Below are 25788 nucleotides of genomic sequence, written 5' to 3'. Positions count from 1 at the left end.
GCCGTTCAATCGAAGGTGATTTCACCCCGGGCAATCAGTGCATCATAGGCCGAATTCAAGGCATTGATGACGCGCGGGTCGGTTTCCGGGTTCATCGCCAGGTATAAATCGACGGTTCGAATGCGAAAGGCTTCTTCGACATCCGGGTAGCCGCTTTCTTCCGCAACCTTGTAGCCATTGATATCTGAGGTGATCCAAACATCGATCAGGTCATTGGCCAGCCGTTGGGCGTTGAGTGACTCGTTCGGCAGGGTGGAGACTTCATAGCCCTGCCCCTGCAGAAAGGTCGTCGCCGCGTCACCTTCGTACCCGCCGATTCGCAAACCACGCAGATCGGTGAGGCTGTCTATACTCAGGTTGTTGTCTGATTTGGCCAGTAAAATCCAGCTGTACTGACCGACCGGGCCCACCCATTCAAACAGATCTTCCCGCGATTCCGTGCGCCCGGTGGAAAAAACGCCATAGTTGGGGCGTTCAACCGCGCGTTCATAAGCAACCGACCAGGTGCGCAGGCGCAATTTGAAGTCGATACCGGCCTCGGTGAACAGCTTCTCGACGATCTCGGTGGCTGTGCCGCCGATGTCTTCAATATCGTGTTCGTAGGCAGCGCCGGTCAGGCTGTAATTGAAGGTGCCGTAATTTTCGGTATAGAGATTGATGCGTGGAAAATCTTCGGCAAACAACGTCGCCGGAAGCATACAGGCGCACACTAAGGCGAGCCGTCGAACCAGGGGGTGGGTCTGCATTGAAACGTTAACCTTTTCTGTTTATTGGAGTTAACGACTTCCCGTCCGCTACAGCACATTCCGATCCCTGGTCTCCATTGGGTGCCCGCCTGTAAGGGCAGCGCACTGCTTTGGAGCAGCGACGACGTGAAAGACCTCGTCGCGTGAATGATTGCCTTGTTCGTAGCAATAAACTAGCCAGCCGCGCAGCTTAGTGCAACCGCTATTCGGGATATGGACGCAGTTTGATAGGAATTGACAAAAAAAGCCCCCGGTCTGATCGTGCGATCAAAGCGGGGGCTTAGAACAAGGCTTGTGTTCAGCGAGAGTGGTCGCTCAGGCGATTAGCTCACGCGCAATGCCGGCCGCCAGGCGGGCGTTGTTGAACACCAGTTGAATGTTGCTGGCCAGGCTGTCGCCGCCGGTGAGTTCCGCGACCCGGGCCAACAGGAAAGGCGTTGATTCCTTGCCACTGATGCCCTGTTCGACCGATTCTGCAAGCGCCTGTTCAATGGCCTGCTGAATCTTGGCCGGGTCCATGGCGTAGGCTCCGGGAATCGGGTTCGCAATCACCACACCGCCGTTCAGCTTCATGCCCCATTTGGCTTTCAGGAAGGCCGCAATGTCGGTGTCGCTGTCGAGCCGGTAGTCGACGCTGTGTTCGCTGGTACGGGTGTAGAAGGCGGGCAGCGAATCGGTCTGGTAACCGAGCACCGGCACGCCCTGGGTTTCCAGGTATTCACGGGTTAGCCCTAGGTCGAGAATCGACTTGGCGCCGGCGCAAATTACCGCCACCGACGTATGCGCCAGTTCCTGCAGGTCTGCCGAGATATCAAAGCTCTGCTGGGCGCCGCGATGCACCCCACCAATGCCACCGGTGGCAAACACTCTTATGCCGGCCATATCGGCAATGATCATGGTCGCCGCTACCGTGGTTGCACCATGCTCACCGCGGGCGACGACATAAGGCAGGTCACGACGGGAGCATTTGGCGACGCTTTGCCCGGCTTTCGCCAGCGTATCAATTTCGTCACTGGTCAAACCGGCCTTGAGGCGGCCGTTGATGATGGCGATGGTGGCCGGCACGGCACCGGCATCGCGAATGATTTGTTCCACTTCCTTGGCGGTGGTGGCGTTATCCGGCCAGGGCATGCCGTGAGAAATGATGGTGCTTTCCAGCGCAACAACGGGCAGGCCATTGGCCAGAGCGTCCGCCACTTCGGGTTTGATGTCCAGGTAGCTATTCATCGGTCGAGTATCCATTGATTAACAGTTGTTTCGGTAAGGTGCGGGTGGTTGGCACCGCTCGATTCGAGCGTCAGGCCGGCACAGCCGAGGCTGAACGCCGCTTTGTGTGACAGTTCCCAGTGCGCCCGGTCGGCGTGAATCAGCCCGGCAACGAGGGCATCGCCGGCACCGGTATCGCTGGCGATGTGGGTCGGGTAAATGCCCTGGCGGTGGTGTTGCTGGTTGGTACACAGCATCAGGCCATCGCGACCCAGACTCAGGGCCACGGTATTGACGCCCTGTTCCAGCAACCGGCGCGCCAGGGTTTCCGGCTCGTAGCTGGCTTCGCCCAGCAGAGCCGAGGCTTCAGAGCGGTTAACCTTAAGCACTTTAAGATGCGGCAACAGGGGCTTCAGACGAGGCGCCTTGGCCGTAGAGACAGCATCGGCGTAGAGCCTGCCTTTCAGTGGCAGGGTAGCCAGCCAGGCCAGCGTTGCCTCGGGCACATTGGCTTCAACCACCACCGCATCGGCCGCGACCAGCGTCGAGCGCATCGGCGCCAGAATCTCGGGCGTCAGTGCCTCGGCAATGCCCATATCCGCCAGGGCGCCAATAAGCTGGCCCTGGTGATCGTTCATCGCCAGGTACGTACTGGTGGGCAGGGTGGGGTGGCGCAGCAGACCATCGGTGCGAATACCGGCGGCCGCAATGCACTGGTGCAACCAATCGCCATTGGTGTCGTTACCGAGCAGCGTGATCAGCGTGACATCGTGACCCAGATGCGCCAGGTTTTCGGCAATGTTGCGGCCAACACCACCGGCGCTCTGCGACAGGCTACCTGGGTTGGAATCGCCCGGCCGGTAAGCCGAGTGGCAGCGACCGGTCAGATCCACATTGGCGCCACCGAGCACGACAATCCGGTCCTGATCGGGCAGCAAATACCCCTTGCCCAGAATCACCCCCTGCCGCGTCAGCCGCATAATATGTCCAGCCACCGATTCACGGCTAAGCCCCAACTGATCAGCCAGTTGTTGCTGGGTGGCCATAGGCGTGGCGCGGATAGCGGCTAGAAGTTGCTGTTCAATATCGGTCATGGTCGGCCTGATTAACAAATGTTAATTAAATAACAAGTGTGAATTGTGCCTTCATGCCAAGGGAGATTGCAAGGGTTGGTTTTGCTTGCGGTCACCTGCGGAGTTTTTTGCCAGGGTGAAACACGGCGATAACAGACACAGGAACACAACAATACCGGGGTAGGTACTGAGCGATTTTATAGAAAGGGAGTAACTCACTTCGAATGGTGCGGACGGAGAGACTCGAACTCTCACACCTTACGGCACCAGAACCTAAATCTGGCGTGTCTACCAATTCCACCACGTCCGCAAAACTGACCGGGGAGCCCCAGCCAGGGAGCGGCATGGTAATGAATTCGTCACGGCCGCGCAATAGCTGAGAAGGATTTGAGTGAAGCAGGGCAGCTAACCCAAGCCCAAGTTTTGGAGTTCGCCCGGGAGACTAGTGGCGGCTGCCAGGGGTGTCTCTGTGAGGGAGTCCGCAACATGGACTAAAACGCCGGGAGCGTTTTAGCATGAGCGAAGCGAGCCCGAAGGGTGAATCCCATGGAGGGGATTCATATCATGCGGTCTAGGCCCGAGACCGGGGTGCCGGACCAGACGTACCGCCATGGATGGATTGAGTGGGCGGCATTCCGCCCGACCTCATAGAGACACCCCTGGTGGCCGACGCGGACCACAACCACCAAATAAACCCCGAACTCCGGAACTTGAGCCTACTGACGAGCCATCTGCCGCTGCTCAAACCATTCGATGGCATCGGCCAGGGCGCGTGGCTTGGAATAGACAAAGCCCTGAATGTAATGGCAGCCCAGCTTGGAGACCGCATTGAGTTCTTCCTCGGTCTCGACACCTTCGGCCACCACGCTAATCGACAGCGAATTGCACAGATCGACAATCGCCTTCACCACCGCCAACTGTTTCTCCGAATTCGGCAGATCCCGAATGAAACTCTGGTCGAGCTTGATGATCCGGAACGGCAGATCCGGCAGTTTCGACAGGTTCGCATAGCCGGAGCCAAAATCGTCCAGTGCCAGCACAATGCCGAGGGCATCCAGCGCTTCCAGACGCTGGCGGAAATCATCGTTTTGGTCTGGCAGGTGGTGCTCGGTAATCTCGATTTCCAGATAGCGCAGCGCATCCGGCTTGCGGCCATGCCAGGCTGTCAGATAGCGCAGCGTATCGTCATTAATGCTTTGCACGCTCAGGTTCACACCCAGCACTACCGGGTGAGCACCCTCGTTCAATTGGCGGGAGATCAGCAACAACGCCTGCTCCAGCATCCAGCGGTCCAGTTCCCGAATCGAGCCGTTGTGCTCGGCCAGCTCAATAAAATGCCCCGGGTAAATCAGATCGCCGGTTTCACCCTGCAAGCGCGCCAGGCATTCCAGCGCCAGAATTTCCCCGGTGCGTGAATCGATGCGCGGCTGCAGGTGAACTTCCAGGTCCTGTTGTTTCAACGCATTCTTCAGCATCTGCGCCTTATGCAGCCGGCGCTGGGCCTGGTCTTCATAATCGCTGTGGTACCAGTGCACCTGGTTGCGGCCTTTTTTCTTGGCATTGAACAGCGCGATACCGGCGTTCTGGTGCAGCTCGTTCGCCGTCAGGCCATGGCCGGGTGCGCGTGCCGCGCCGATCGATACGGTAAAGCTGTAGCTGCTCTCGCCAATGGAAAACGGCTGGTTCAATTGCAGGTGCAGGTCTTTCAGGCGCTCGTCACGGTCGTCATCGGAAGGCACCTCGGTGCCGTACCAGAACAACACAAACTCATCCGCACCGACGCGGGCGAGGAAATCCTCCTCGTCGCTGTGGTGTTTCAGGCGCTGCGACAACTGGGTCAGCAACTGATCGCCAGCAGCGTTGCCCATACTGTCGTTCAGCACTTTGAAGTGATCGATATCGACGTGCAGGCACCAGAGATCGTCTATCTCTTCATCGTGTTCATCGATAAAGCGGCGCAGCCCCTGCTGGTTGGCAAACTCGGTCACCGGGTCGATCAGCTGATCGGCCCGCAAGCGCTCATCCGACACCTTGTAACCGGTAATGTCGATGGCAAAGCCCAGAATACCAACAATGGCATCGTTCTCACCGACCAATGGGTGGCGCTCAATCCGGTACCAGCGAGAAGGCTGGCCGGTCAGGTCCATTTTCAGCTCCAGCACCTGGTGGCGGCCGGTGTTCAGCGCCTGTTCGTCCGACGCCATGAATACCTCGGCCAGTTGGGCGTTCAGCACATCAGCATCGGTTTTGCCTTTGGCATCGACGCCATCGCACCAGTGATTGGTCAGGGTGTTGTTCACCACCAGATAGCGCCCAAAGCGGTCTTTCAGCCAGACCGGGAAGGTCAGGTTGTTGTACACGCTCTGCAGCAGCACATGGTCGTCGCGCAGCTGTTTGCTGGTATCGAGCATGTCTTTGGCCTGTATCAGCGCATTTTGCAGATGTTTCTGGTCGTTCTGCGCCAATGAAAGCGAGATGGCCGCATAAACCCGAAACGTAGCCACCAGCAACGCCAGGCTGCCGATGGTGCAAAGCAGCCCCATCATGCCGCTGATCATCGGAATGTTCAGGCTCAGCAACCAGACCGCAATGGCCAGTAACACACCGGAACAGAAGCCAAGGCCGACCAGAAGGCCGAGTTTTTTTGCCAGCGGGGTTTTCTGGCCGGTCAGTGGGCCGGTCTTTGAGCTCATGGTCTTCCTCGTAATGCGGGCGGGACAGGCAGGCAGGCTCAGATCACGGTACGCGACTGAGCCCGGCTTTTATAAGATACGCTTATTTGATGCGTTTGTATTTGATGCGTTTCGGGCCCTGGTTACCGGTCCGCTTATGGTAATCGGCATCGTATTCGGTGAAGTTGCCTTCAAAGAATACCGCTTTGGAATCGCCTTCAAACGCCAGAATGTGGGTCGCCACCCGGTCGAGGAACCAGCGATCGTGCGAAATCACCATCACCGCACCCGGGAAGGCCAGAATGGCTTCTTCCAGTGCGCGCAGGGTTTCAACATCGAGATCGTTGGTCGGTTCGTCAAGCAACAATACGTTGCCGCCCTGCTTCAGCAGCTTGGCCAAAAACAAGCGGTTACGCTCACCGCCCGACAGCTGCTTCACATACTTCTGCTGACTGTTGCCTTTGAAGTTGAAGCGGCCAAGGTAGGCACGCGAGGGAATCTCGTAGCCGTTCACGGAAATCAAATCCTGACCGTCGGAAATTTCTTCCCAGGCCGTCTTGCTGTCATCCAGCTCGCGCATCTGGCCAACAAACGCCAGGTCGACCGTCTCACCGACAGTGATGTCGCCCGAATCCGGTGTTTCCTGCCCGGCGATCATCCGGAACAGGGTCGACTTACCAGCCCCGTTCCCCCCGATGATGCCGACAATGGCACCCGGTGGCACGGTGAAATTGAGGTCTTCATACAGCAGGTTGCCGTTGTATGTTTTGGAAACGCCCTCGACTTCAATCACCTTATCGCCCAGGCGCGGGCCGGGTGGAATGTAGATCTCGTTGGTCTCGTTACGCGACTGGAATTCACGCGAGCTGAGTTCTTCAAACTGACGCAAACGCGCCTTCGACTTGGCCTGGCGTCCCTTGGCGTTCTGGCGCACCCACTCCAGCTCGGATTTAACCGCCTTCTCGTGCGATTGCTGCTGTTTGGATTCCATCTCCAAACGCTTTTCCTTGTTCTCCAGCCACTGGCTGTAGTTGCCTTCGAACGGAATGCCGTGGCCACGGTCGAGCTCGAGAATCCAGCCGGCGACGTTATCGAGGAAGTAACGGTCGTGGGTAATGGCCACCACGGTGCCGGTAAACTCGTGCAGAAAGCGCTCCAGCCAGGCGACGGACTCGGCATCCAGGTGGTTGGTCGGCTCATCGAGCAGCAGCATATCGGGGCTGGAAAGCAACAGGCGGCACAAGGCCACACGGCGACGCTCACCCCCGGAGAGGTTCTTCACCGGCGCATCCCAGGGCGGCAGACGCAGCGCATCGGCCGCGATTTCCAGCCGGTTTTCCAGGTTATGGCCATCGGCCGCCGCCAGAATGTTCTCCAGCTTCTGCTGCTCGGCCGCCAGCTTGTCGAAATCCGCATCCGGCTCGGCATAGGCCGCATACACGGCTTCCAGCTGAACCTGAGCATCCTTCAAATGCGCCAGCGACTCTTCAACGGTTTCACGCACCGTCTTCGACTCGTCCAGCTCAGGCTCCTGCGGCAAATAGCCAATGTTCAAATCTGGCTGAGGCCGCGCCTCGCCCAGATAGTCCTTATCAACCCCGGCCATAATACGCAGCAGGGTCGACTTACCCGAGCCATTCAGACCGAGCACCCCGATCTTCGCCCCCGGGAAAAAAGACAACGAGATGTCTTTCAGAATCTGTTCTTTCGGCGGTACAACCTTGCCGACGCGGTTCATAGTAAAAACGTATTGAGCCACCGGTTCACCTTTTGGGTTCGTTTTCGTCTGTTGCTGTGAGTTCGTGCCAGGCACCGGGTATACCTGTCCGGGGCCGCCGTAAACCCGTCCCTGGGGGCTAGGCTTCGGCATCCATGCCTCAGACTTCCCCGGACAGGTACACCCGGTACCTGGCACTTAGCTGGTTGCCAACACAGCAACGTGAGTATTTTGAGTGTCGCTAGAGTATTGAAAAGGTTGTGCTTTGGAAAGGCCGCAACAAGCGCCTGTGTTTTCCAAAAAGTCTGATCAGATAGACCCTTTAATTGTGGCGCGGATTAGCGGAGGACTGCCGGGTATGCTCATTGGAGGCCGTTAGACCGCATGGATGCGGTCTCCGAGCCTACATGGAGGTATTTACGGCGTGCCTCCAAGGAGCGTACCCGGCAGTCCGACCCGACTGGCAGCCAAACACCGACCAACCACCCAAACAGTCTCGATGACTATCGATACTGTTTCTCTTATCCCTTAAAGCCCTTGCCAACCACATACACTTCCCGAGATCGGGCCCGTGAAGAATCCGGTTTGCGAATCACCACTTTATCGAACGACGTTCGCAGGTCTTTCACGTACTCATCGTAGCCTTCGCCGTGGAAAACCTTCGCCACAAAACTGCCTTTCGGCTTAAGGACCTGACGCGCCATATCCAGCGCCAGCTCGACCAGATACATAGAAGACGCCTGGTCGGCCACATCCACACCACTGATGTTGGGCGCCATGTCGGAGATCACCACATCGGCCAAAGTGCCATCCAACGTAGTCATAATCTCATCGAACACCGCTTCCTCAGTGAAGTCGCCCTGAATGAACTCCACGCCCGCAATCGAATCCATCGGCAAAATGTCCGACGCGATCACCCGGCCCTTGTGCCCCACCAGCTTGGCCGACACCTGCGACCAGCCGCCAGGCGCTGAACCCAGGTCCATGACCAGCATGTTCGGGTGGATCAGTTTGTCCTTGGTGTTGATTTCCAGCAGTTTGTAGCTGGCGCGCGAGCGGTAACCGTCGATCTGCGCCTGTTTCACGAAGGGGTCGTTTACGTGCTCTTCGAGCCATCGACTGCTGCTTTTGGATCGGGCCATAGCCAATTAACCGTGCTGATTCATCGAATAAGCCGCCATTGTACGCTGTGGCCGGGCAGGGCGTAAAACTACAACACTGACACCAGCGGGCACGGTGCGTATAATTCTGTGCTATTCGGTACACAGTGAATCATGCGAGACATTCTCCCGCCGACTCTAGTTCCAGAGTTACCACGATGTGAGCGTCGGCTGCTGGGGGTGCCTCTGCGGGGAAGTTCGCAGCAAGGATGCTGCGATCTAGGCCCCACGGATGGGTTCACGCCGACCCCGCAGAGGCACCCCCAGTAGCCGGCGCGGACCACAGCCACAAAGTAGCCACCATGTCGGGGACACCGACCAGGATTCAGAATGATTCGCCTTAATGAACTTGCCCTACCGCTCGACCACCCGCCCGAAGCCCTGCGCCCGGCCATTGTTGCCCGGCTGAAGCTGACGGATGACGATTTGGTGTCTTTTACCGTGTTCAAGCGCAGCTACGATGCGCGCAAAAAGAACTCGGAAATCAAATTCGTCTACATCGTCGACCTCGAAGTGCGCGACGAGACAGTCGTACTAGAGCGCTTTGCCGACGACCAACACGTTCGCCCGGCACCGGATACGGCTTATTACCCGGTCGCCAAAGCGCCGCGCAGCATTACCGAACGCCCCGTCGTCATCGGTTTCGGCCCCTGCGGCTTGTTTGCCGCCCTGATTCTTGCGCAGATGGGCTTCAAACCCATCGTGCTGGAGCGCGGTAAAGACGTCCGCCGCCGCACCAAAGACACCTGGGCCCTGTGGCGCAAGCATGAGCTGTCGCCGGAATCGAACGTCCAGTTTGGCGAGGGTGGGGCGGGCCTGTTCTCCGATGGCAAATTGTACAGCCAGATCAAAGACCCGAAATTCTATGGCCGCAAAGTCATGCACGAATTCGTGCGAGCCGGCGCACCGGAAGAAATATTGTTCGTCAGCAAGCCCCACATAGGCACCTTCAGGCTGACCGGTGTGGTCGCCAAAATGCGTGAAGAGATCATTGCCCTGGGCGGCGAGATCCGTTTTGAAAGCAAAGTCACCGAAGTAACGCTGGATGATGGCCGGGCAACCGGCGTCACCCTCGAAAACGGCGAACACATCGACAGCCGTTATGTCATCATGGCCCTTGGCCACAGCGCCCGCGATACCTTCCGCATGTTGCACAAACAAGGCGTCTACGTCGAAGCCAAACCTTTCGCCATTGGCTTTCGCATCGAACACCCGCAATCGCTGATCGACAAAGCCCGCCTCGGCAAATACGCCGGCCACCCCGAACTCGGCGCCGCCGACTACAAACTCGTGCACCACGCCAAAAACGGCCGCGCCGTCTACAGCTTCTGCATGTGCCCGGGCGGCACCGTCGTCGCCGCCACATCCGAACCCGGCCGGGTCGTCACCAACGGCATGAGCCAGTATTCGCGCAACGAACGCAACGCCAACTCCGGCATCGTGGTTGGCATCAGCCCCGAAAAGGACTTCCCGGGCGGCCCGCTCGCCGGTGTGGAACTGCAGGAACAACTCGAATCTAAAGCCTATGAACTGGGTGGCAAAGACTATTGCGCCCCGGCCCAACTGGTCGGCGACTTCATTCGCAGTACCCCGTCGAATACGCTGGGCGAAGTGGAACCTTCCTACCAGCCCGGCATCAAACTCGGCGACCTGGCACCCTCGCTACCGGCCTACGCCATCGAGGCCATCCGTGAAGCACTGCCCGCCTTCGGCAAACAGATTCGCGGCTTCGACCGCGACGACGCCATTTTAACCGGCATCGAAACCCGCACCTCATCACCGATCCGCATCAAACGCGACAACGCCACCCTGCAAAGCATCAACACCCGCGGCCTCTACCCGGCGGGCGAGGGCGCAGGCTACGCGGGCGGCATTCTCTCGGCCGGTGTCGACGGCATCAAAGTCGCCGAAGCCCTGGCACTGGCCATGCTGGCTGATGCGGGAGCAGAAACAGGTGTTCCGGCGTGAAACTCGACGACATCAAAAAACTGCACCAGAAAAAATACCGAAACCAGTTCGGCCACTATCTGGTGGAAGGCGAACACCTGGTGCTCGAACTGCAACGCGCTGGCGAACACCAACCGGCCCTGCGCCAGGCCGAACTGCTGGTCACGGAAGCGTACGAAAACTGGCAAAGCCCGCTGCGCACCCAACTGATCAGCAGCAAAAAAATGGCGCAGATCAGCGATACCAAAACGCCCCAGGGCATCGTGGCCGTGGTGCCCATTACCCCAGCACCACCCTCACCAGACGCCGCCAAAACCGACATCGCCATCTATCTCCACGAAATTCAGGACCCGGGCAACCTGGGCACCATACTGCGCACCCTGGCCTGGTTCGGTGGCTTCCGCTGCCTACTCAGCCCCGGCAGCGTCGACCCCTACAACCCCAAAGTCGTGCGCGCCAGCATGGGCGCGATTTTTCATGTACCGATGGAGTTGGATGTACCTTTGGACAGTTTAGCCGGGCGTTACTCAAGCATTGCCAGCCTGGATATGAGCGGCGAACCACTCACAAGCCCCAGCTTTAAATCAGTGAGCTGCTATGTCTTCGGTAACGAAGCCAGAGGCGTTCCCCGGGAAGCCTTAACCGACCTGAACGCCACCGCCTTCACAATCCCAGGCTCCGGTGCCATAGAATCGTTGAATCTTGCGTCCGCAGTTAATCTTTGTGTGTACGAACGGATTCGCTAATAGAAAGGTTGGCAGGGAACATCCCAAGTGTCATGAGTCAGAAATTCGCGTAGATGAAACCACAGATGATCGAAGGACTGCCGGGTGCGTCTACTGGGGGCCGTTAGACAACATGGATGTTGTCTCCGAGTCTACATGGATGTATTTACGACGTGCCCCCAGTAGACACACCCGGCAGTCCGCCTGCCACCAAACCAAAAGCAACCACCATACCCAATTACCCACCGAATTTCTGACTCATGACACGACCAACCACCAAGCTGGATTCTCAACTGAGGATTAGCCAAACTGGAGACTCAACACAGGAGCCCGCCGGTGGAGCACAGCCTCAAGCACTTTTACATCCCTGAAGAGCAAAGCATCTATTTGCTCTCGCATCAGGACGCCGCCAAGCTCAAAGCCTGGATCAAGCTCTGCATGCGTCAGCTGGAACGGCTGGGGTATCAGGATATCGAACTGATCGGCAAGGGCGCCTTCGGCTTCGTGTTTGGCGGCAAAACCCGCACCGGGGTTGATTTGGTGTTCAAATTCTCACGCATCAACCTGCCCCAGCACGTGCAAGACCGGCTTGAAGAAGAGAGCGACCTGCAATCTTTGCTCGACCACCCGCAAATCCCCCAGGTCAAAGACTTCGTGCGCGTCGGCAAACAAGCCATACTGGTGATGACCCGCGCCCCGGGGCTCGACCTCGACGACTACGGCCTCAAAGCCGGGCGGCTGCCTCCGCAACTGATCCTGAACATCGCCGCTCAACTATCCGACCTGCTGCGCTACCTGCGCACCCGAACCGACGCCCAGGGCCAGTGGCGACCCATCGTTCACGGCGACATCAAACCCAGCAACCTCGTCTTCGACCCGGCCACCGAGCAGGTGCAACTGATCGACTGGGGCTCATCGGTCTTCTCCCAGCTCGACGCCGACCACCAGTTCATCTCCAACAGCGTCATGGACTTAATGTCGTCCGACCTGCAACACACCAACGCCAAACTCGGCGACGTGTACTTCATTGGCGATGAACAACTGAACGGCGGCCTCTCATCCCCCCGGTTCGACGAACAAGGCACCGCCGCCACCCTGTATGCACTTGCCTCGGGCCAGGGCTGCCGCTTCGGCCGCAAAGTCATCACACCCCAGGCGCTCGGCCTGCCCATCGAATTCGCCCGCGTGCTGGCGGCGATGATGGACGACGACACCGGCCAGCGCCAACAGGCCGGCAACTACTTCCTCGGCCACATGACCCGCATGCGACACATCGTCGCCATGGCCCCGGCCGACGACCTGGCACCGATGATTCCGGTCTGGGTCAGCGAGCGCCTCCGCGAAGTCGACACCGCCGTCTACAGCTCGCGCAAATCTTTCCTGCGCCAGGAAAACCCCGACGACACCCTGATGGACGTCGAAGACGAACAACTCGACAAATACTACAAAAACTACCTGCAAGGCATGGGCGAAACCGAAAAAGCCTTCGTCGCCGCCGTTAGCCGCCTCGGCCGCTACCCCATCGTCGGCGGCTTGGCGGTCAAATGGCATGCCGACGGCGTGCGCATCGAATCCGCCTTCAGCCTGCACAACCCGGAACTGCGCCGTTCGTTCCACCAATCGGTCAACAACATGGTCAACCTCGCGCGCGGCGTCTACCGCCAGGGCACGTTCAAGGCGGTGATGTACAACGCCCGCGACACCCTGCACCTAGACCGCCGCCGTGAAACCGATGCCTTCATCCCCCCAAAAAGTCTGCGCATCCCCTACTTGGTGACGCCAGCGCCCCAGGGCGAAGACACAGAACGCATGCACTCCTACTTCGAGGACGGCCGCGACCCCGACGAATACTTGACCCTGCCGCCCTCGATCATGGACGAGATCGAAGCGCTCGACCGCATTCACCACACCGGCTGCATCATCTTCGAAGTGTTGCCGCGCAACCTGAAAATCCACAACTACTACCGCCTGCTCGACGCCAGCCAGGAAGACACCTTCCGCAACCACCTGAACCGAATGCTCGCCGCCGTCAAAGACATCCAGGGCCTCGGCCTGCGCGGCTTCATGAAACTCCCCTACAAAGACCCCCGCACCTTCGACCACATTGACCAACTACCGGCTCGGTATGCTCCCCGAAACCCCAGGGACACCCAGTTGGTCTCCTGAGGCTTGGGTTTTCTTCAGTGGTTGCCTTTGCATAGCTGCCTGGGAGGTTGGGTGGACCACCGGGTATGCTCGTTGGAGGCACGCCGTGAACCCATCCATGGGGGCTCGGAGACAACATCCCTGTTGTCTAACGGCCTCCAATGAGCATACCCGGCAGTCCTCCGCAGCAACGTAGCCATCGTCCCAAATGAACTGGTTGTAGCTTTCGGTAAATTTCAATCGAAACCACACTCAAGCGACCAGCACCCTTCATGGCCCTGGTGGGCGTCGGTCCCCATGGATGGGGACCGCCGAGCTTACAGGGAAGTACTTGCAGCGTCCCTCCAGGGCCATGAAGGGTGATGGTCGCGAACGCCTGCCTCGGATCGAATTCAACAAGGAGCCACAGAACCCTGTTTTGCCCAAGGTAGAACAGTTCATTGCGTAATTGGCGCCTCGTAAGGCCGAAACGCTGTGGTATCATCCGCGCGCCACCCATTTCATTGGTACCAAGAGTCTGAGCATGAGCAAAAATTCGCTGGATAAAAGCAAGATTCGCATCCTGTTGCTGGAAGGTGTGCACCAAAGCGCCCTGGATACCCTGACCAAAGCCGGATACACCAACATCGAATACCACAAGGGTTCGCTGCCCGAAGCCGAACTGATCGAAAAGGTCAAAGACGCCCACTTCATCGGCATTCGCTCCCGCACCCAGCTCACCGCCGAGATCTTCGAGGCCGCCGACAAACTGGTCGCCGTTGGCTGCTTCTGCATTGGTACCAACCAGGTAGACCTCGACGCCGCCGCCCTCCATGGCGTCGCCGTCTTCAACGCCCCCTTCTCCAACACCCGCTCCGTCGCCGAACTGGTGCTGGCCGAAGCCATCCTGCTGCTGCGCGGCATTCCCGAAAAGAACGCCGCCTGCCATCGCGGCGGCTGGCTGAAGAGCGCCGCCGACAGTTTTGAGATCCGTGGCAAGAAACTCGGTATTGTCGGTTACGGCAGCATCGGCACCCAGCTGGGTGTGCTGGCCGAAGGCCTGGGCATGAATGTCCAGTTCTACGACATTGTCACCAAGCTACCCATGGGCAACGCCAGCCAGGTTGGCTCGATGAACGAACTGCTCGAAACCAGCGACGTCGTCACCCTGCACGTACCCGAAACCGCGTCCACCAAGTGGATGATGGGCCCGGAACAGTTCGCTCGCATGAAGCCGGGCTCGGTCTTTATTAACGCCGCCCGCGGCACCGTGGTCGACATCGACGCCCTGGCTGGCGCCCTGAAAGAGAAAAAACTCCTCGGCGCCGCCATCGACGTCTTCCCGGTCGAGCCCCGCAGCAACGACGACGAATTCCTGTCGCCGCTGCGTGAATTCGACAACGTACTGCTCACGCCGCACGTTGGCGGTTCCACCCAGGAAGCCCAGTTCAACATCGGTATTGAAGTCGCGGAAAAACTGGCACTGTATTCCGACAACGGCACCTCAATCTCCGCCGTCAACTTCCCGGAAGTAGCCCTGCCCGCACACCCAAGCGCCCACCGGCTGTTGCACATTCACCAGAACATCCCTGGTGTGATGTCCGAAATTAACCGGATCTTCTCCGAGAACGACATCAACATCATCGGCCAGTACCTGCAAACGCGGGATAAGATTGGCTACGTGGTGATCGATGTGGCGCAGGACTGCTCGCTGAAAGCGCTCGATAAAGTTCGGGAAGTGAAAGGAACGATGCGCGCTCGTATATTGTTCTGACCTGGTAGTCGGAACTCGCGTTTCAGTCTGATGTGCAGACAGTAATGCGCACGAATGTCGCTCCTGGCGCTGTACATCCCAGCCCTCTCTCCACCTCCGGGGGAGAGAGTTAGAGAGAGGGGGAGGCGCCGCCGTTCGTGCAGTGGTTTCGATTGGAATGCTAGAAAGACCAGACTTGACCCCTCTCCCCAACCCTCTCCCGTGAGACGGGCGAGGGAGCCATTCGATGGTGTAATTGAACCTGTGCCCATCGATAGTGGCACCGCACACTACAGTCCTCTCCCCACTAGCGTTTCAAACGACAGCTGGCATACTGGCCATACCTCTTTTTTCTTATCCCAACGCTAAGGGAAACGTAGTTCATGGCCGATTCAGATCATCGCAATCAGTTTGCCCGGTTTACTCTGAAAACCGGTGCGACGATCCTCCTCGTAGTCGGCCTGTCCGCCTGCATGTCGCGTGGCATGCAACAGGAACTGACCACCTGCACCTTCCCCGACACCACCCGAACACCTGCACCATCCTTTATTTGCGACCAGCAGGTCGATGGCTACCCCATAACCCGGTTAACCTCCGCCCCCTCGTCAGCCGACGTTGAAACCAACGTCAGCATCGAACGCGCCCGCCTGGAAGTTCAGCACGCCATGGCACTGGAATGGCTCGTCACCTGGTTTGCCGACGTTGACGACGACCAGAAAACTGAAGCCAAGCAGGTGATTCTATCCTGGCTAAACGAAGAGCTTCGCGTCGTCCGAACCCGTGAAAGCTCAACCGGCACCATGTGGTTACTGCTCGGCATTGCCCATTCCGAAGTGGATACACAAGTACAGCTACGTAATCGCTTCACTGCGGCTGGTATAGAAACCACTGACCGATAATCTGTTGTTTCCCTAGTTTCTATTGCGCTGGAGCGACAAGCAGCGGTTGCCGGAGGTGTTCCCGTGGGGAAGTCCGCAGCATGGATGCTGCGGCCTAGGCTCCATGGACGGGTTGAGTGGGCGGCATTCCGCCCGACCCCACGGGAACACCTCCGGTAGCCGCTGCGGACCAGTGCCACTTAGCCAACCCAGCCTCCGAACTTTAGTATTCAACCCGAACATCGATTGATCCCCATTAATTGCGGAATCTGCCTCACTCCACCCCCCAAAGGGGGTTGGACTGGGTGGATTTTTGCCAATGGACGAAAAACCCGCCTGTGTTTGGCCCTGCCAACCCGATATTTTTGCCCGCGTTCCGGTTGAAAGCACACCGACGTGCACTGCCGCACGCGACAACAAAAAAAGACACAGGAAGGAAGCACGGCAATGATGAAAAAAACACTGATTCTGGCCATGTCTGTGGCCGCCATGACCACCGCAGGCTCTGCTCTGGCTCTCGAAGAAGGCGAACTGCTGGTCTGGATTAACGCCGACAAAGGCTACAACGGCCTGCAAGCCGTGGGCGACCGCCTCGAAGCCGAACTGGGCATACCGGTCACCGTTGAAACACCGGATGCCGTGACCGAAAAATTCCAGAAAGAAGCCGCCATCGGCCAGGGGCCAGACATCTTCATCTGGGCCCACGACCGCATTGGCGACTGGGCCAAATCCGGCCTGCTCGCGCCCGTTGAACCCGGCCGCGACGTCCGCAACGCACTGGACGACTCCTTCTGGGGCGCCGTCACCTACAACGGCACCACTTACGGCTACCCCATGGCCGTTGAAGGCCCCACCCAAATCTGCAACGCCGACATTGTTGATGCGCCCTACGCCTCCTGGGAAGACGTGCGCGCTGCCGCCCCCGGCCTGGCTGAAGACGGCATTGCGCCGCTGCTGTACTGGTACAACAACGCCTACTTCAACTACGGCGTTATGACCGTAAAAGGCGGCTACGCCTTCGAACAGATTAACGGCCAGTACAACGCCAAGAAAACTGGCATCAACCAGCCCGGTTCCATTGAAGCCATGGGCATGATCCGCGATCTGATTGAAGACGACGTCATGCCCGAAGGCGTCGACTACGGCGTATTCGATGCCGCCTTCAAAAACGGCGAAGTCGCCTGCGTCATCAACGGCCCCTGGGCCTGGGGTGAGTACGAACAAGCCGGCATCGACATTCTGGTCGGCCCCTACCCAACGCTCGACGGCGAAGCAGGCCAGGGTTTCACCGGCGTACTCTCCGCCACCATAAACGCCGCCTCCCCGAATAAAGACCTGGCAATCGAATTCATCGAAAACTACCTGCTAACTCAGGAAGGCCTTGAAACCGTAAACAACGACCGCGCCCTGGGTGCCGTTACCCACAAAGCCTTCATGGCCGAACTGTCGCAGGATAACCAGACCCTGGCCGATGCCTACGCCATCTGGCAAGCCGGTGAACCGATGCCGAACATTCCCGAAATGGGCGCCTTCTGGAGCAACACCGAAGCCGCACTGACCGCCATTGTTCAAGGGCGCCAGGAAGCCGGCCCGGCGTTGAACGATGCGGCGGCTCGTATTGTTCAGTAATTTAATAGGCAGCAAGTTTCGGAGTTCACTATAGGTTAGCGACGGGTGGTAGGGCTACTTATGCGGGGGTATCTGAGGCATGGATGCCGAAGTTAAGCCTACATGGATGTATTCACGGCGCCCCCGCAGAAGTAGCCCTGCCATCCGTCGCGGGCTCATGGCGATGCAGTTAATTTGAACTCCGGAACTTGAGTTATTAAGCGTTTTAGAGCTTATCGCCAATGTAGGGATAAGCTCTTTTTTTGAACCAAATCCCGACACGAACTCAACGACGAGGCCGTACCCCCCATGGCAAACCCCAACGCCATCCCCATGGTTCCGCAGTCCGCCGCCCAGGGTGGCTGGAAACTCTGGCTGCAGCGCGGCATCGTTAGCGCCATTTCCCTGTTTTTTATGTACATCGTGCTGGTGATGTACAGCCAGGGCGAGCCCCTGTTTGCCGTGGTCACCCTGCTGTTCACCACGGCCTTCGCCTACATATTTTTGTTCGACCGCGCCTACGTGTGGCGCTACGTATTCTCCGGCCTGGCCGGCATGATGCTGTTTATTATCTTCCCGATTCTCTACACCCTGGGCATCGGCTTCACCAATTATTCGAACCTGCATTTAATCAGCTTTGAACAAGCCCAGTCCTACTTCCTGAACCAGACCTATGCCGCCGAAGACGGCGCGAATTACGACTTGGTTCTCTATGAAGACGGCGCCGAATACCGCATCACCGTCGAAAACGAAGACACCGGCGACACCTATGTGGCGACCCAATCGGTCCCGATGACGCACACGGAACAAATCACCCTGGCACTCGAAGCCAGCGGGCCATTGGACTCAACCCTGGCCAACCTGCAACCCGCCCCGCGCAACGCCGCCATTCTGCTGCGCAGCGAACTCGACCGGGTCATGCTGGTGTTGCCCGATGGCACCGAGCTGATGAAATCCCGCCTCACTCAGTTCTCCACCACCTACCCGCTGTATGAGTTAGCCGACAACGGCAACCTCATCAACCAGCAAGCCGGCAGCGTCATTAGCCCCAACTTCGAAGCCGGTTATTTTGAAGACGAAAACGGCCAGCGCCTGAACCCCGGCTTCACCGTGAACGTGGGCTTCGACAACATCAAACGCGTCCTCACCGACAAAGGCATGTTCGACCCCTTCGTGCAGATCTTCACCTGGACGATGCTGTTCTCCGCCTTCACCGTGGTCGCCACCTTTATCATCGGCGTAACGCTGGCCTCCCTGGTGCAATGGGAACCCATACGCGGCCGGGCTCTGTACCAACTGTTGCTGATTCTGCCCTATGCACTGCCCAGCTTTATCTCGATCATGATTTTCAAGGCCCTGTTCAACCAGAACTTCGGGGAGATCAACTTTATTCTGAAAAGCCTGTTCGGCATTGCCCCGAACTGGAATTCCAACCCCAACACCACCCGCGCGATGATTCTGTTTGTGAACACCTGGCTCGGTTACCCCTACATGTTCATTCTGTGCCTGGGCATGCTGCAGTCGATCCCGAAAGACTTGTACGAAGCCTCCGGCCTTGAAGGCTCCGGCATGTTCAACAACTTTTTCCGTATCACATTGCCGCTGATTCTGAAGCCGCTGTTGCCGTTGCTGATCGCCTCCTTCGCGTTCAACTTCAACAACTTCGTGCTGATTGAACTGCTCACCAAGGGCGGGCCCATCATCATCGGCTCCAACCCCCAGGCCGGTGAGACCGACCTGCTGGTGAACTACGCCTACCGCCTCGCGTTCCGGGGCGACACGCAAGACTTCGCACTGGCCTCGACCATCTCGACCTTCATTTTCATGATCGTCGCGGTCATCGCCTTCCTGTATTTAAGAGTCGCCAAAGTCGAAGTCGGCGTTAAAAAACACTGAGGAGAGCCGCATGATTAAAACCCGCGAACACAAGGCACGCGTCATCGGCGCTCACCTGGTGCTGATCGTCTTTCTCGCCTTCGTGATTTACCCCCTGGCGTACCTGGTCTCGGTCTCGTTCCGCACCGGCCATACCCTGGTCGATACCATCATCCCCAGCAACCCGACGCTGGAGCACTGGTACCTGGCGTTCGAACAACCCTACGTAGGCATGAACCCGCAGAAGAAAGACCTCGATGGCGTTGACGCCGTGACCTTCAACAACGCCCTCGGCGACGTAACCTTCAGCGCCGATGGTCGTTGGACACTCACCGCCAACCCCAGGGTAGAAGCCGAGTACTTCCCGCTGCGCTCCTACCTGAGCATCGGCTTTCTCGACCGGGTAGGGCGCGTGGTATCGAGCACCGAGCCGGTCCACCTGGTGCTGGATACCGCCGACCGGGCCGACCGCTACAGCGACGACGTGGTGTTCATCGCCGCCGACGGCCAGGCCAGCGGCCAGCTCATCATCCCCGACACTCCGGCAGGCGCCGAGCGAACCACCGTGCAATACGGCAACGCCTACGTCTCCAAACCGACCTTCCCAGTGCTGAGCTGGCTGATGAACACCATTAAGGTAGCGGGCATCAGCGCCATGCTGATATTGCTGCTTTCGACCACCAGCGCCTACGCCTTCGGCCGGCTGCCGTTCAAGGGCAAGGGGCCCATGCTCAAATCCCTGCTGGTGATTCAGATGTTCCCCAACACCCTGTTCCTGGTTGCGTTGTACCTGCTGTTCGACAAACTGGGCGGCTTTGTCGACTTCCTGGCACTGAACACCCATTCCGCGCTGATCATCGGCTATATGGGTGGCCTGGCGCTGAACATCTTCATGGTGATTGGCTATTTCGACACCATCGACCCGGCCATGGAGGAGTCGGCCGCCATCGACGGCGCCACGCCGTTCCAGACCTTCTACAAGATACTGCTGCCCTTGAGCGTGCCGATACTGGCGGTGGTGTTCATTCTGGCGTTCATCGGCTTCGTGAACGAATTCCCGCTCGCCTCAGTGATCATCAGCGACCTCGATAAAATGACCCTGGCCGTCGGCGCCCAGCAATACATTCAGGACCAAAGCCAGCTCTGGGGCGACTTTGCCGCCGCAGCTGTGCTCTCCGGCGTACCGATCACCATCGTGTTCCTGATTGCCCAGCGCTTCCTGGTGGGCGGGCTGACCTCCGGCGGGGTGAAGGGTTAGTAACCCGCCGGATTTCCCGCTAAAGTAGAGACAACCTAAAACCGACAACCGGGAGCAGTCTCTATGTATCAACACCAGTGGGTATCCGGCGAATCGATCCAATTGCCCATGGGCAAAGCCGTATGCGTGGGCCGCAACTACGCCGAACACGCCAAAGAACTCGGCAATGCCGTGCCTGAATCCCCCCTCTTGTTCATCAAGCCCGCCAGCGCCTGCGTGACCCTGGGCGAGCACATCAGCCTGCCACGCCCCGAGCTGCATTTCGAAACCGAACTGGCCCTGCTGATTGGCGCGCAACTCTCCGCCGAGCACTCCGAAAACCCCATGGCCGCCGTAACCGCCGTCACCCTGGCGCTGGACTTGACCGACCGCACCCAGCAAGACGAGCTGAAGAAAAAAGGCCACCCCTGGGAGCGGGCTAAAGCGTTCGATGGTGCCTTGCCGTTGGGTAACTGGCTGCCGGTGAACCAGATGCCGGAAGACCTGAGTGACTGGGGCTACACTTTGGAGCTGAATGGCAAACCGCAGCAGCATGGCCGTGTTGAGAACATGCTGTTTAGTATTCCGGATTTGCTGGCTGAGATTGTGAAAGACTTCCGGTTGGAGCCCGGTGATGTGGTGCTGACCGGTACGCCGGCTGGTGTGGGTAAGTTGAAAGCTGGTGATCGGCTTGAGTTTGCGATTGAGGGGACTGAGTGGGGGCAGAGTAGTTTGGTGGAGTGAGGGCATCGTAGCCCCTACACTCCGAAAGCAACCGCAATGCTCTGACAACTAACCGCTCCCTCTCCCATCCCATGGGAGAGGGCTGGGGAGAGGGTTCTCTTCCTCGAACTTGAATCGATTACAGCGCTGAAACCCGGCGCCTGAGCTCCGAACCCCATTCCAAACCCAGGGCGGACACATCCGATACCCCTGAAAGAAAAATTCTTGCCAACTGAATCACAGAGTGCCATGGTGTTTAGACAACTTATTTTTGCCTTGGTGTGCCCTGTAACCGGCCGGGCGGTAGCGAGTCCATTCGATTCTTATCCAGTGGTTTGCTTTGAATGCCAGTCACACTACCCCTTCTGATTGGTTTGGTTGGTTGTGCACTTGTGCTTGCTGGCTGACCCACAGGAGAAATGTGGAAAAGCACTATCAGGTGGCAAAAGTGCAACCTATCCAGGGTATCACCGTGGATATGTGACAAAAGTGTTGAACTATTCTGGATAGTTAACAGATTTGTTGGTTTTTACGGGTGATATTCTCGTGGTCGGAACAGCTGGGATTTGGATTCAAGGTTACATAGCAGGGGTTTTAGTCGGTTGATTTGAAAGACAGTGCTTGTATTGACCCTGGATCATGTACACTTTTTGATATGAATAATGGTATGGACTCTCTCCTATACTGTCCACGTCACCAATTGACGCCAGGGCAAACGGGAGGTGGGTATGAAAGGTCTAGCATCATATTGCGGTATCGATATTGCCAAGCAGGTAATATCGATTCACATTGAAAACAGTGACCATCAAGTTATTTGTCGTAAGAACCTGACCCGATCTAAAGTATTGACGTTCTTCAGTAACTTGCCTGCATGCCTAATAGGCATCGAATCATGTGGAGGCAGTCAATATTGGGCGAGAGAGCTGATGAAGCTAAGTCATGATGTTCGCTTGATGAATGCTAGATTTATTGTGCCGTACCGACGCAAGGGCAAGAATGACGCAAACGATGCAGAAGCAATTTGTGAGGCTGTGACCAGGCCGCATATGAGATTTGTAGCCATAAAGTCTGAACAGCAACAGTCTATATTAATGATGCACCGCTTAAGAGAACAATGTGTCTCGCAACATAGAGCACTAATTAATCAGATGCACGGCTTCTTATTAGAGTTCGGTGTCTCGCTACCAAAAGGAGCAAAAGCGGTTCACAGAAACATGCAGACTATTTTGGATGAAGAAAGACTGCCAAGCCTTGCTGTAGAGATGTTGCATAACCAACTGGTAGCGCTTGCCCAAGTTGAAGAACGGGAATCAGTTCTCACGAAAAGGATCACACTGTGGGCTGAGAGCAACGAACAAGCCAAGGCCTTGTTAGCACTGGAAGGTATAGGGCCACTGACAGCATCTGCCATTGTAGCGACGGCTGGCAGTGCCAAGCCATTTAAGAACGGTCGACAGTTTGCCGCCTGGTTAGGCCTTGTGCCAAGGCAGCGATCTAGTGGAGGTAAGGCCAAGTTGGGTGGTATTACCAAAACAGGAGATGGTTATCTTCGCAAACTCCTGGTACAGAGTGCTAGAACGGTACTATTAATGGCCAACCGAGGGCGGGGCAAAAACAAGGAATGGGTAGACCAGTTAGTGGAGCGCCGACCCACGAATGTAGTCGCCATTGCGATGGCGGCGAAGCAAGCACGTATGGCTTGGGCTGTTATGGCCGGTAAAGTGGTGTAGCAGTTACAAGGAACGAAGAGGAAGCTCAATGATTTGCTGAAAATTAGATGAATGTCAGCCTGACTGACTGCGCGAAAGCCTGATAACAGCTTTGATACTCGATAGCGATTGAATAATGAGGATCGCGTAGGCAACTACCATCTTGGTCACTCAATGAGTGAAACCGAATAGATAAATGCAGTCACAAGACGTTACTCTGATTTTCGTGCAAAGCGGGGAGAGTCCATAGATAAACTGTTAGGGCTCAAAATGACAATCGATGAACTTGCGAATGAAATCAGAGCGGTTTCCGATGAGCAGCTTATTCAAGATCTCGCAAGGTACATGGAAGAATGGAAAGAGGATGACCGCAATGCCGAGGCACTCAAAACAATGGTCGATAGATTTCTTGGCAATGTATGGATTCCGGAAGAGAAAGATCATTCGAAGGCATACCACCTTTGGTCCTCGTTCAGAGATGATGCCATTCATGGCATTGGCGGAATGAGCATGAACGAGAGGCTTTATGTTTTTAGCCTATTCGAGCGCTTCGACTCATGTGAGTCCGAAGAAGAGACACTTATGATTTATGAGAAATTGCATGCAAAGCCCTAACCAGGGGCTGCAACCGACCGGTTTTCCGCTGCCACTCCAAACCGGCGGTTGAGCCCAGGCGTTATGACTTAGAAGAGAAAACAAGACCTTGAAATTTATCGAAAGAGAAAAGAATTTACTTGATCTGCGTATAGCTGAGCTGGAGGCCAGGAGAACAACATGGTCATCCTCCACGAAGCAGTTAATTCAGGATGTATTCAGCGAAGCAGTAAACGAGGCATCCTCAGTACAACACCCGTTTCGACTTTCTAGTCGCATAAATGATGATGACAAGAATGAAGAGACCGTCCAGCTTACCGCGGGAGTAAATAAAACCGGTGTTATAGTCGAAGAGGATAGAGAGATAAATGGCTCTATTCACAAAGTCAAAAGGCATATAGGAGAGAAAGGTTGCTCACTGGTTGCCTCGTTTGGTATCGACGGTAGCGTGTTTTTCATGATCTTTCCATATAGATCAGATAGGCACTCATGGGAGGAGGATTGTATTATCGTAAAGTCCATGGTTGATCCAAACGATGTATCAAAGAAGAAACTGGAGAAAATAATCTCTCAATTCTTCTTCTATGCAAGATTTAGCAGTATCAAAGGTGCAAGACTTAAAAGGCTTGATATGGAAATTTTTCGATACTATTACTTGCTGCTATTGGATATAAGAAATCGAAAGAAAGTCACTGCTACAGCTCTATCGGTAGCTTATGATTGGTCAAAGATTATAGCTGCTGGAGCCATTGGGTATTTTGTAGCAGTTGCTGTTCAGTCGTCATAATAAGCTGTTAGTACATTAAGGATGAGCATGATCGAACCTTATAAAAAGAACTATAAAGCACGCTGTTATGAGATTTTTAATGAGCTTGATGGTTGGTTTGGAAGTGAAGAAATTAATTCTGACTATGCGAACCAGCTAAGCGATGATAGTACGTTCGTGGCAATAGTTGATGGTAGAGTGGAGGGTGTAATATCAATTGATTGGCACTTCGAAACTACTGCTGAAATTTATTCAATGGCAATTAGTCAAAAGAATCATCACAAAGGTATAGGCAAGCAACTCATGGTTGCAGCTGAAAAGCTCGCTAAAGAGAAAAAGTGTGAGTTTCTACATGTAAAAACTTTAGGAGACGAAGTACCACACCCTGGTTATAAGAAAACAAGGCCTTTTACGAAGCTTTTGGCTTCAAGAGATTATTTCAGACAAAAGACCTTTGGGACGGCTTGCCAACTATGCTATATGTTAAATCAATCTAATACTAACAATTATAGGCACGGCGACTCGTAAACTAGCGCGTGCTAAAGGCGTTATGCATGGAGAGTAGATGTTAACTGAGAGTTTAAAAAGGGACTATATCCCACTGAAGGGGGAAATGTACCAGCTTTGTTTAAGCTTATACAGCTATCGTGAAAAGCTTGATAATCTCGGTGATCGGTTTCCAGAAGGCTCAAGGTTCTATCTTCTGGAAGAGATCACAGCGATTCGTGCTATTTCAAGTGAGGTCATTATGCACTTCTGTAAGCTTGACGAAGACAAGTCTAAGGTGTCTTTCCATGCAGCAAAAAAAGATATTAACAAACTTTCTGTGTCTGACAGTGACAAGAAATTATTGAATGAAGGCTTAAAAGACTTTCGGAAATCTATAAATTCAATCAAGACAAAGCATAGGAATCGATATATCGCACATTTAACAGAAGATGGATACCCAGATCCTTTCGATCTACCTAACTTCGAAACAGAGTTTCAAGAATTGATTAGGGAGGCTTATAAAGTATTCGTTCTCATCTGGGGTGCTGAAGTCAAATTCGGATTCAAAGTGGGCTCACAAGAAAGGTTTTTAGATTTCAACGAAGAGTTCTTATTAAATGCATAACAAGCGCATGTTGTCGGACTGTGAACTTCACCCACTTTAGTGGACACCTCTAGATAACACATCTAGAGGTGGTTATGGCAAAGTACACTAATCCACGTAAAACGTGGCAGTATTCAACTGAGTTCAAAGTCCGGGCTGTCAAAATGAGCTACCAACCTGAC

General features: G+C 56.0%; 20 protein-coding genes and 1 tRNA gene. 14 read left to right on the top strand and 7 right to left on the bottom strand.

Annotated features, from left to right (window positions below):
* Positions 1 to 5: 5 nt before the first annotated feature.
* From ABJT94_RS20435 to rlmE, 7 genes are all read right to left on the bottom strand, one after another.
* Positions 6 to 698 carry an ABC transporter substrate-binding protein gene (locus tag ABJT94_RS20435; RefSeq protein WP_348476596.1) on the bottom strand — a complete coding sequence of 231 codons (693 nt, stop codon included), beginning with the start codon at positions 696 to 698 and terminating at the stop codon, positions 6 to 8.
* A gap of 363 nt (positions 699 to 1061) precedes the next feature.
* On the bottom strand, positions 1062 to 1973 hold the full coding sequence (locus ABJT94_RS20430; RefSeq protein ID WP_348476595.1) for a pseudouridine-5'-phosphate glycosidase: 912 nt from the start codon (positions 1971 to 1973) through the stop codon (positions 1062 to 1064).
* Positions 1970 to 3046 (bottom strand): PfkB family carbohydrate kinase, encoded by a 1077-nt coding sequence (locus ABJT94_RS20425; RefSeq protein ID WP_348476594.1) that lies wholly within the window; start codon positions 3044 to 3046, stop codon positions 1970 to 1972. Before ABJT94_RS20425 ends, ABJT94_RS20430 begins: the two co-directional genes overlap by 4 nt.
* Positions 3047 to 3250: 204 nt before the next feature.
* Positions 3251 to 3335, bottom strand: a tRNA-Leu gene (locus ABJT94_RS20420).
* 406 nt (positions 3336 to 3741) lie between these two features.
* The gene (locus tag ABJT94_RS20415) at positions 3742 to 5718 is read right to left on the bottom strand and encodes an EAL domain-containing protein (protein WP_348476593.1); all 1977 of its coding nucleotides are present in this window, start codon (positions 5716 to 5718) and stop codon (positions 3742 to 3744) included.
* An 82-nt stretch (positions 5719 to 5800) separates the two neighbouring features.
* Complete coding sequence (gene ettA, locus ABJT94_RS20410) at positions 5801 to 7456, bottom strand: energy-dependent translational throttle protein EttA (RefSeq protein ID WP_348476592.1); 1656 nt, start codon at positions 7454 to 7456, stop codon at positions 5801 to 5803.
* A 479-nt stretch (positions 7457 to 7935) separates the two neighbouring features.
* A complete protein-coding gene (rlmE, locus tag ABJT94_RS20405; RefSeq protein ID WP_348476591.1) occupies positions 7936 to 8556 on the bottom strand; it encodes a 23S rRNA (uridine(2552)-2'-O)-methyltransferase RlmE in 621 nt (206 codons plus the stop codon).
* 348 nt (positions 8557 to 8904) lie between these two features.
* Here rlmE and ABJT94_RS20400 point away from each other — a divergent pair, with 348 nt between their 5' ends.
* From ABJT94_RS20400 to ABJT94_RS20335, 14 genes are all read left to right on the top strand, one after another.
* Positions 8905 to 10542, top strand: a complete 1638-nt coding sequence (locus ABJT94_RS20400) for an NAD(P)/FAD-dependent oxidoreductase (RefSeq protein WP_348476590.1) — start codon at positions 8905 to 8907, stop codon at positions 10540 to 10542.
* The gene (locus ABJT94_RS20395) at positions 10539 to 11267 is read left to right on the top strand and encodes an RNA methyltransferase (RefSeq protein ID WP_348476589.1); all 729 of its coding nucleotides are present in this window, start codon (positions 10539 to 10541) and stop codon (positions 11265 to 11267) included. The genes ABJT94_RS20400 and ABJT94_RS20395 overlap by 4 nt, the downstream gene beginning before the upstream one ends.
* Positions 11268 to 11582: 315 nt before the next feature.
* The gene (locus ABJT94_RS20390; RefSeq protein WP_348476588.1) at positions 11583 to 13412 is read left to right on the top strand and encodes a protein kinase; all 1830 of its coding nucleotides are present in this window, start codon (positions 11583 to 11585) and stop codon (positions 13410 to 13412) included.
* A gap of 502 nt (positions 13413 to 13914) precedes the next feature.
* Positions 13915 to 15144 carry a phosphoglycerate dehydrogenase gene (gene serA, locus ABJT94_RS20385; RefSeq protein WP_348476587.1) on the top strand — a complete coding sequence of 410 codons (1230 nt, stop codon included), beginning with the start codon at positions 13915 to 13917 and terminating at the stop codon, positions 15142 to 15144.
* A gap of 362 nt (positions 15145 to 15506) precedes the next feature.
* Positions 15507 to 16022 (top strand): hypothetical protein, encoded by a 516-nt coding sequence (locus tag ABJT94_RS20380; protein ID WP_348476586.1) that lies wholly within the window; start codon positions 15507 to 15509, stop codon positions 16020 to 16022.
* Between the two features lie 426 nt (positions 16023 to 16448).
* Entirely contained in the window at positions 16449 to 17630 is a 1182-nt protein-coding gene (gene malE, locus ABJT94_RS20375; RefSeq protein WP_348476585.1) for a maltose/maltodextrin ABC transporter substrate-binding protein MalE, read from the top strand.
* Between the two features lie 288 nt (positions 17631 to 17918).
* On the top strand, positions 17919 to 19505 hold the full coding sequence (gene malF / locus ABJT94_RS20370; protein ID WP_348476584.1) for a maltose ABC transporter permease MalF: 1587 nt from the start codon (positions 17919 to 17921) through the stop codon (positions 19503 to 19505).
* Between the two features lie 10 nt (positions 19506 to 19515).
* Positions 19516 to 20742 (top strand): maltose ABC transporter permease MalG, encoded by a 1227-nt coding sequence (malG, locus tag ABJT94_RS20365; protein ID WP_348476583.1) that lies wholly within the window; start codon positions 19516 to 19518, stop codon positions 20740 to 20742.
* A 63-nt stretch (positions 20743 to 20805) separates the two neighbouring features.
* Entirely contained in the window at positions 20806 to 21465 is a 660-nt protein-coding gene (locus ABJT94_RS20360) for a fumarylacetoacetate hydrolase family protein (protein ID WP_348476582.1), read from the top strand.
* Between the two features lie 707 nt (positions 21466 to 22172).
* On the top strand, positions 22173 to 23174 hold the full coding sequence (locus ABJT94_RS20355; protein ID WP_348476580.1) for an IS110 family transposase: 1002 nt from the start codon (positions 22173 to 22175) through the stop codon (positions 23172 to 23174).
* Positions 23175 to 23423: 249 nt separating this feature from the next.
* On the top strand, positions 23424 to 23768 hold the full coding sequence (locus ABJT94_RS20350) for a hypothetical protein (RefSeq protein WP_348476579.1): 345 nt from the start codon (positions 23424 to 23426) through the stop codon (positions 23766 to 23768).
* Positions 23769 to 23856: 88 nt separating this feature from the next.
* Positions 23857 to 24534 carry a hypothetical protein gene (locus ABJT94_RS20345; RefSeq protein WP_348476578.1) on the top strand — a complete coding sequence of 226 codons (678 nt, stop codon included), beginning with the start codon at positions 23857 to 23859 and terminating at the stop codon, positions 24532 to 24534.
* Between the two features lie 27 nt (positions 24535 to 24561).
* Complete coding sequence (locus ABJT94_RS20340) at positions 24562 to 25041, top strand: GNAT family N-acetyltransferase (protein ID WP_348476577.1); 480 nt, start codon at positions 24562 to 24564, stop codon at positions 25039 to 25041.
* Positions 25042 to 25078: 37 nt separating this feature from the next.
* Complete coding sequence (locus ABJT94_RS20335; protein ID WP_348476576.1) at positions 25079 to 25627, top strand: hypothetical protein; 549 nt, start codon at positions 25079 to 25081, stop codon at positions 25625 to 25627.
* Positions 25628 to 25788: the final 161 nt, after the last annotated feature.

Origin of the sequence: Saccharospirillum sp. (assembly GCF_039982735.1) — a bacterium.
GTDB lineage: Bacteria > Pseudomonadota > Gammaproteobacteria > Pseudomonadales > Natronospirillaceae > Saccharospirillum.
Note: the sequence above shows the minus strand (reverse complement) of the source record. Positions and strands in the feature narration are given on the sequence as shown.

Excerpts from the sequence above, each read along its gene's own strand:
- ABJT94_RS20350 (WP_348476579.1), top strand. The coding sequence starts at position 23,424 with ATGACAATCGATGAACTTGCGAATGAAATCAGAGCGGTTTCCGATGAG.
- ABJT94_RS20335 (WP_348476576.1), top strand. The coding sequence starts at position 25,079 with ATGTTAACTGAGAGTTTAAAAAGGGACTATATCCCACTGAAGGGGGAA.
- malF (WP_348476584.1), top strand. The coding sequence starts at position 17,919 with ATGGCAAACCCCAACGCCATCCCCATGGTTCCGCAGTCCGCCGCCCAG.
- ABJT94_RS20430 (WP_348476595.1), bottom strand. The coding sequence starts at position 1,973 with ATGAATAGCTACCTGGACATCAAACCCGAAGTGGCGGACGCTCTGGCC.
- ABJT94_RS20355 (WP_348476580.1), top strand. The coding sequence starts at position 22,173 with ATGAAAGGTCTAGCATCATATTGCGGTATCGATATTGCCAAGCAGGTA.
- serA (WP_348476587.1), top strand. The coding sequence starts at position 13,915 with ATGAGCAAAAATTCGCTGGATAAAAGCAAGATTCGCATCCTGTTGCTG.
- ABJT94_RS20415 (WP_348476593.1), bottom strand. The coding sequence starts at position 5,718 with ATGAGCTCAAAGACCGGCCCACTGACCGGCCAGAAAACCCCGCTGGCA.
- ABJT94_RS20435 (WP_348476596.1), bottom strand. The coding sequence starts at position 698 with ATGCTTCCGGCGACGTTGTTTGCCGAAGATTTTCCACGCATCAATCTC.
- rlmE (WP_348476591.1), bottom strand. The coding sequence starts at position 8,556 with ATGGCCCGATCCAAAAGCAGCAGTCGATGGCTCGAAGAGCACGTAAAC.
- ABJT94_RS20380 (WP_348476586.1), top strand. The coding sequence starts at position 15,507 with ATGGCCGATTCAGATCATCGCAATCAGTTTGCCCGGTTTACTCTGAAA.
- ABJT94_RS20340 (WP_348476577.1), top strand. The coding sequence starts at position 24,562 with ATGATCGAACCTTATAAAAAGAACTATAAAGCACGCTGTTATGAGATT.
- ABJT94_RS20400 (WP_348476590.1), top strand. The coding sequence starts at position 8,905 with ATGATTCGCCTTAATGAACTTGCCCTACCGCTCGACCACCCGCCCGAA.
- ABJT94_RS20425 (WP_348476594.1), bottom strand. The coding sequence starts at position 3,046 with ATGACCGATATTGAACAGCAACTTCTAGCCGCTATCCGCGCCACGCCT.
- malE (WP_348476585.1), top strand. The coding sequence starts at position 16,449 with ATGATGAAAAAAACACTGATTCTGGCCATGTCTGTGGCCGCCATGACC.
- malG (WP_348476583.1), top strand. The coding sequence starts at position 19,516 with ATGATTAAAACCCGCGAACACAAGGCACGCGTCATCGGCGCTCACCTG.
- ABJT94_RS20360 (WP_348476582.1), top strand. The coding sequence starts at position 20,806 with ATGTATCAACACCAGTGGGTATCCGGCGAATCGATCCAATTGCCCATG.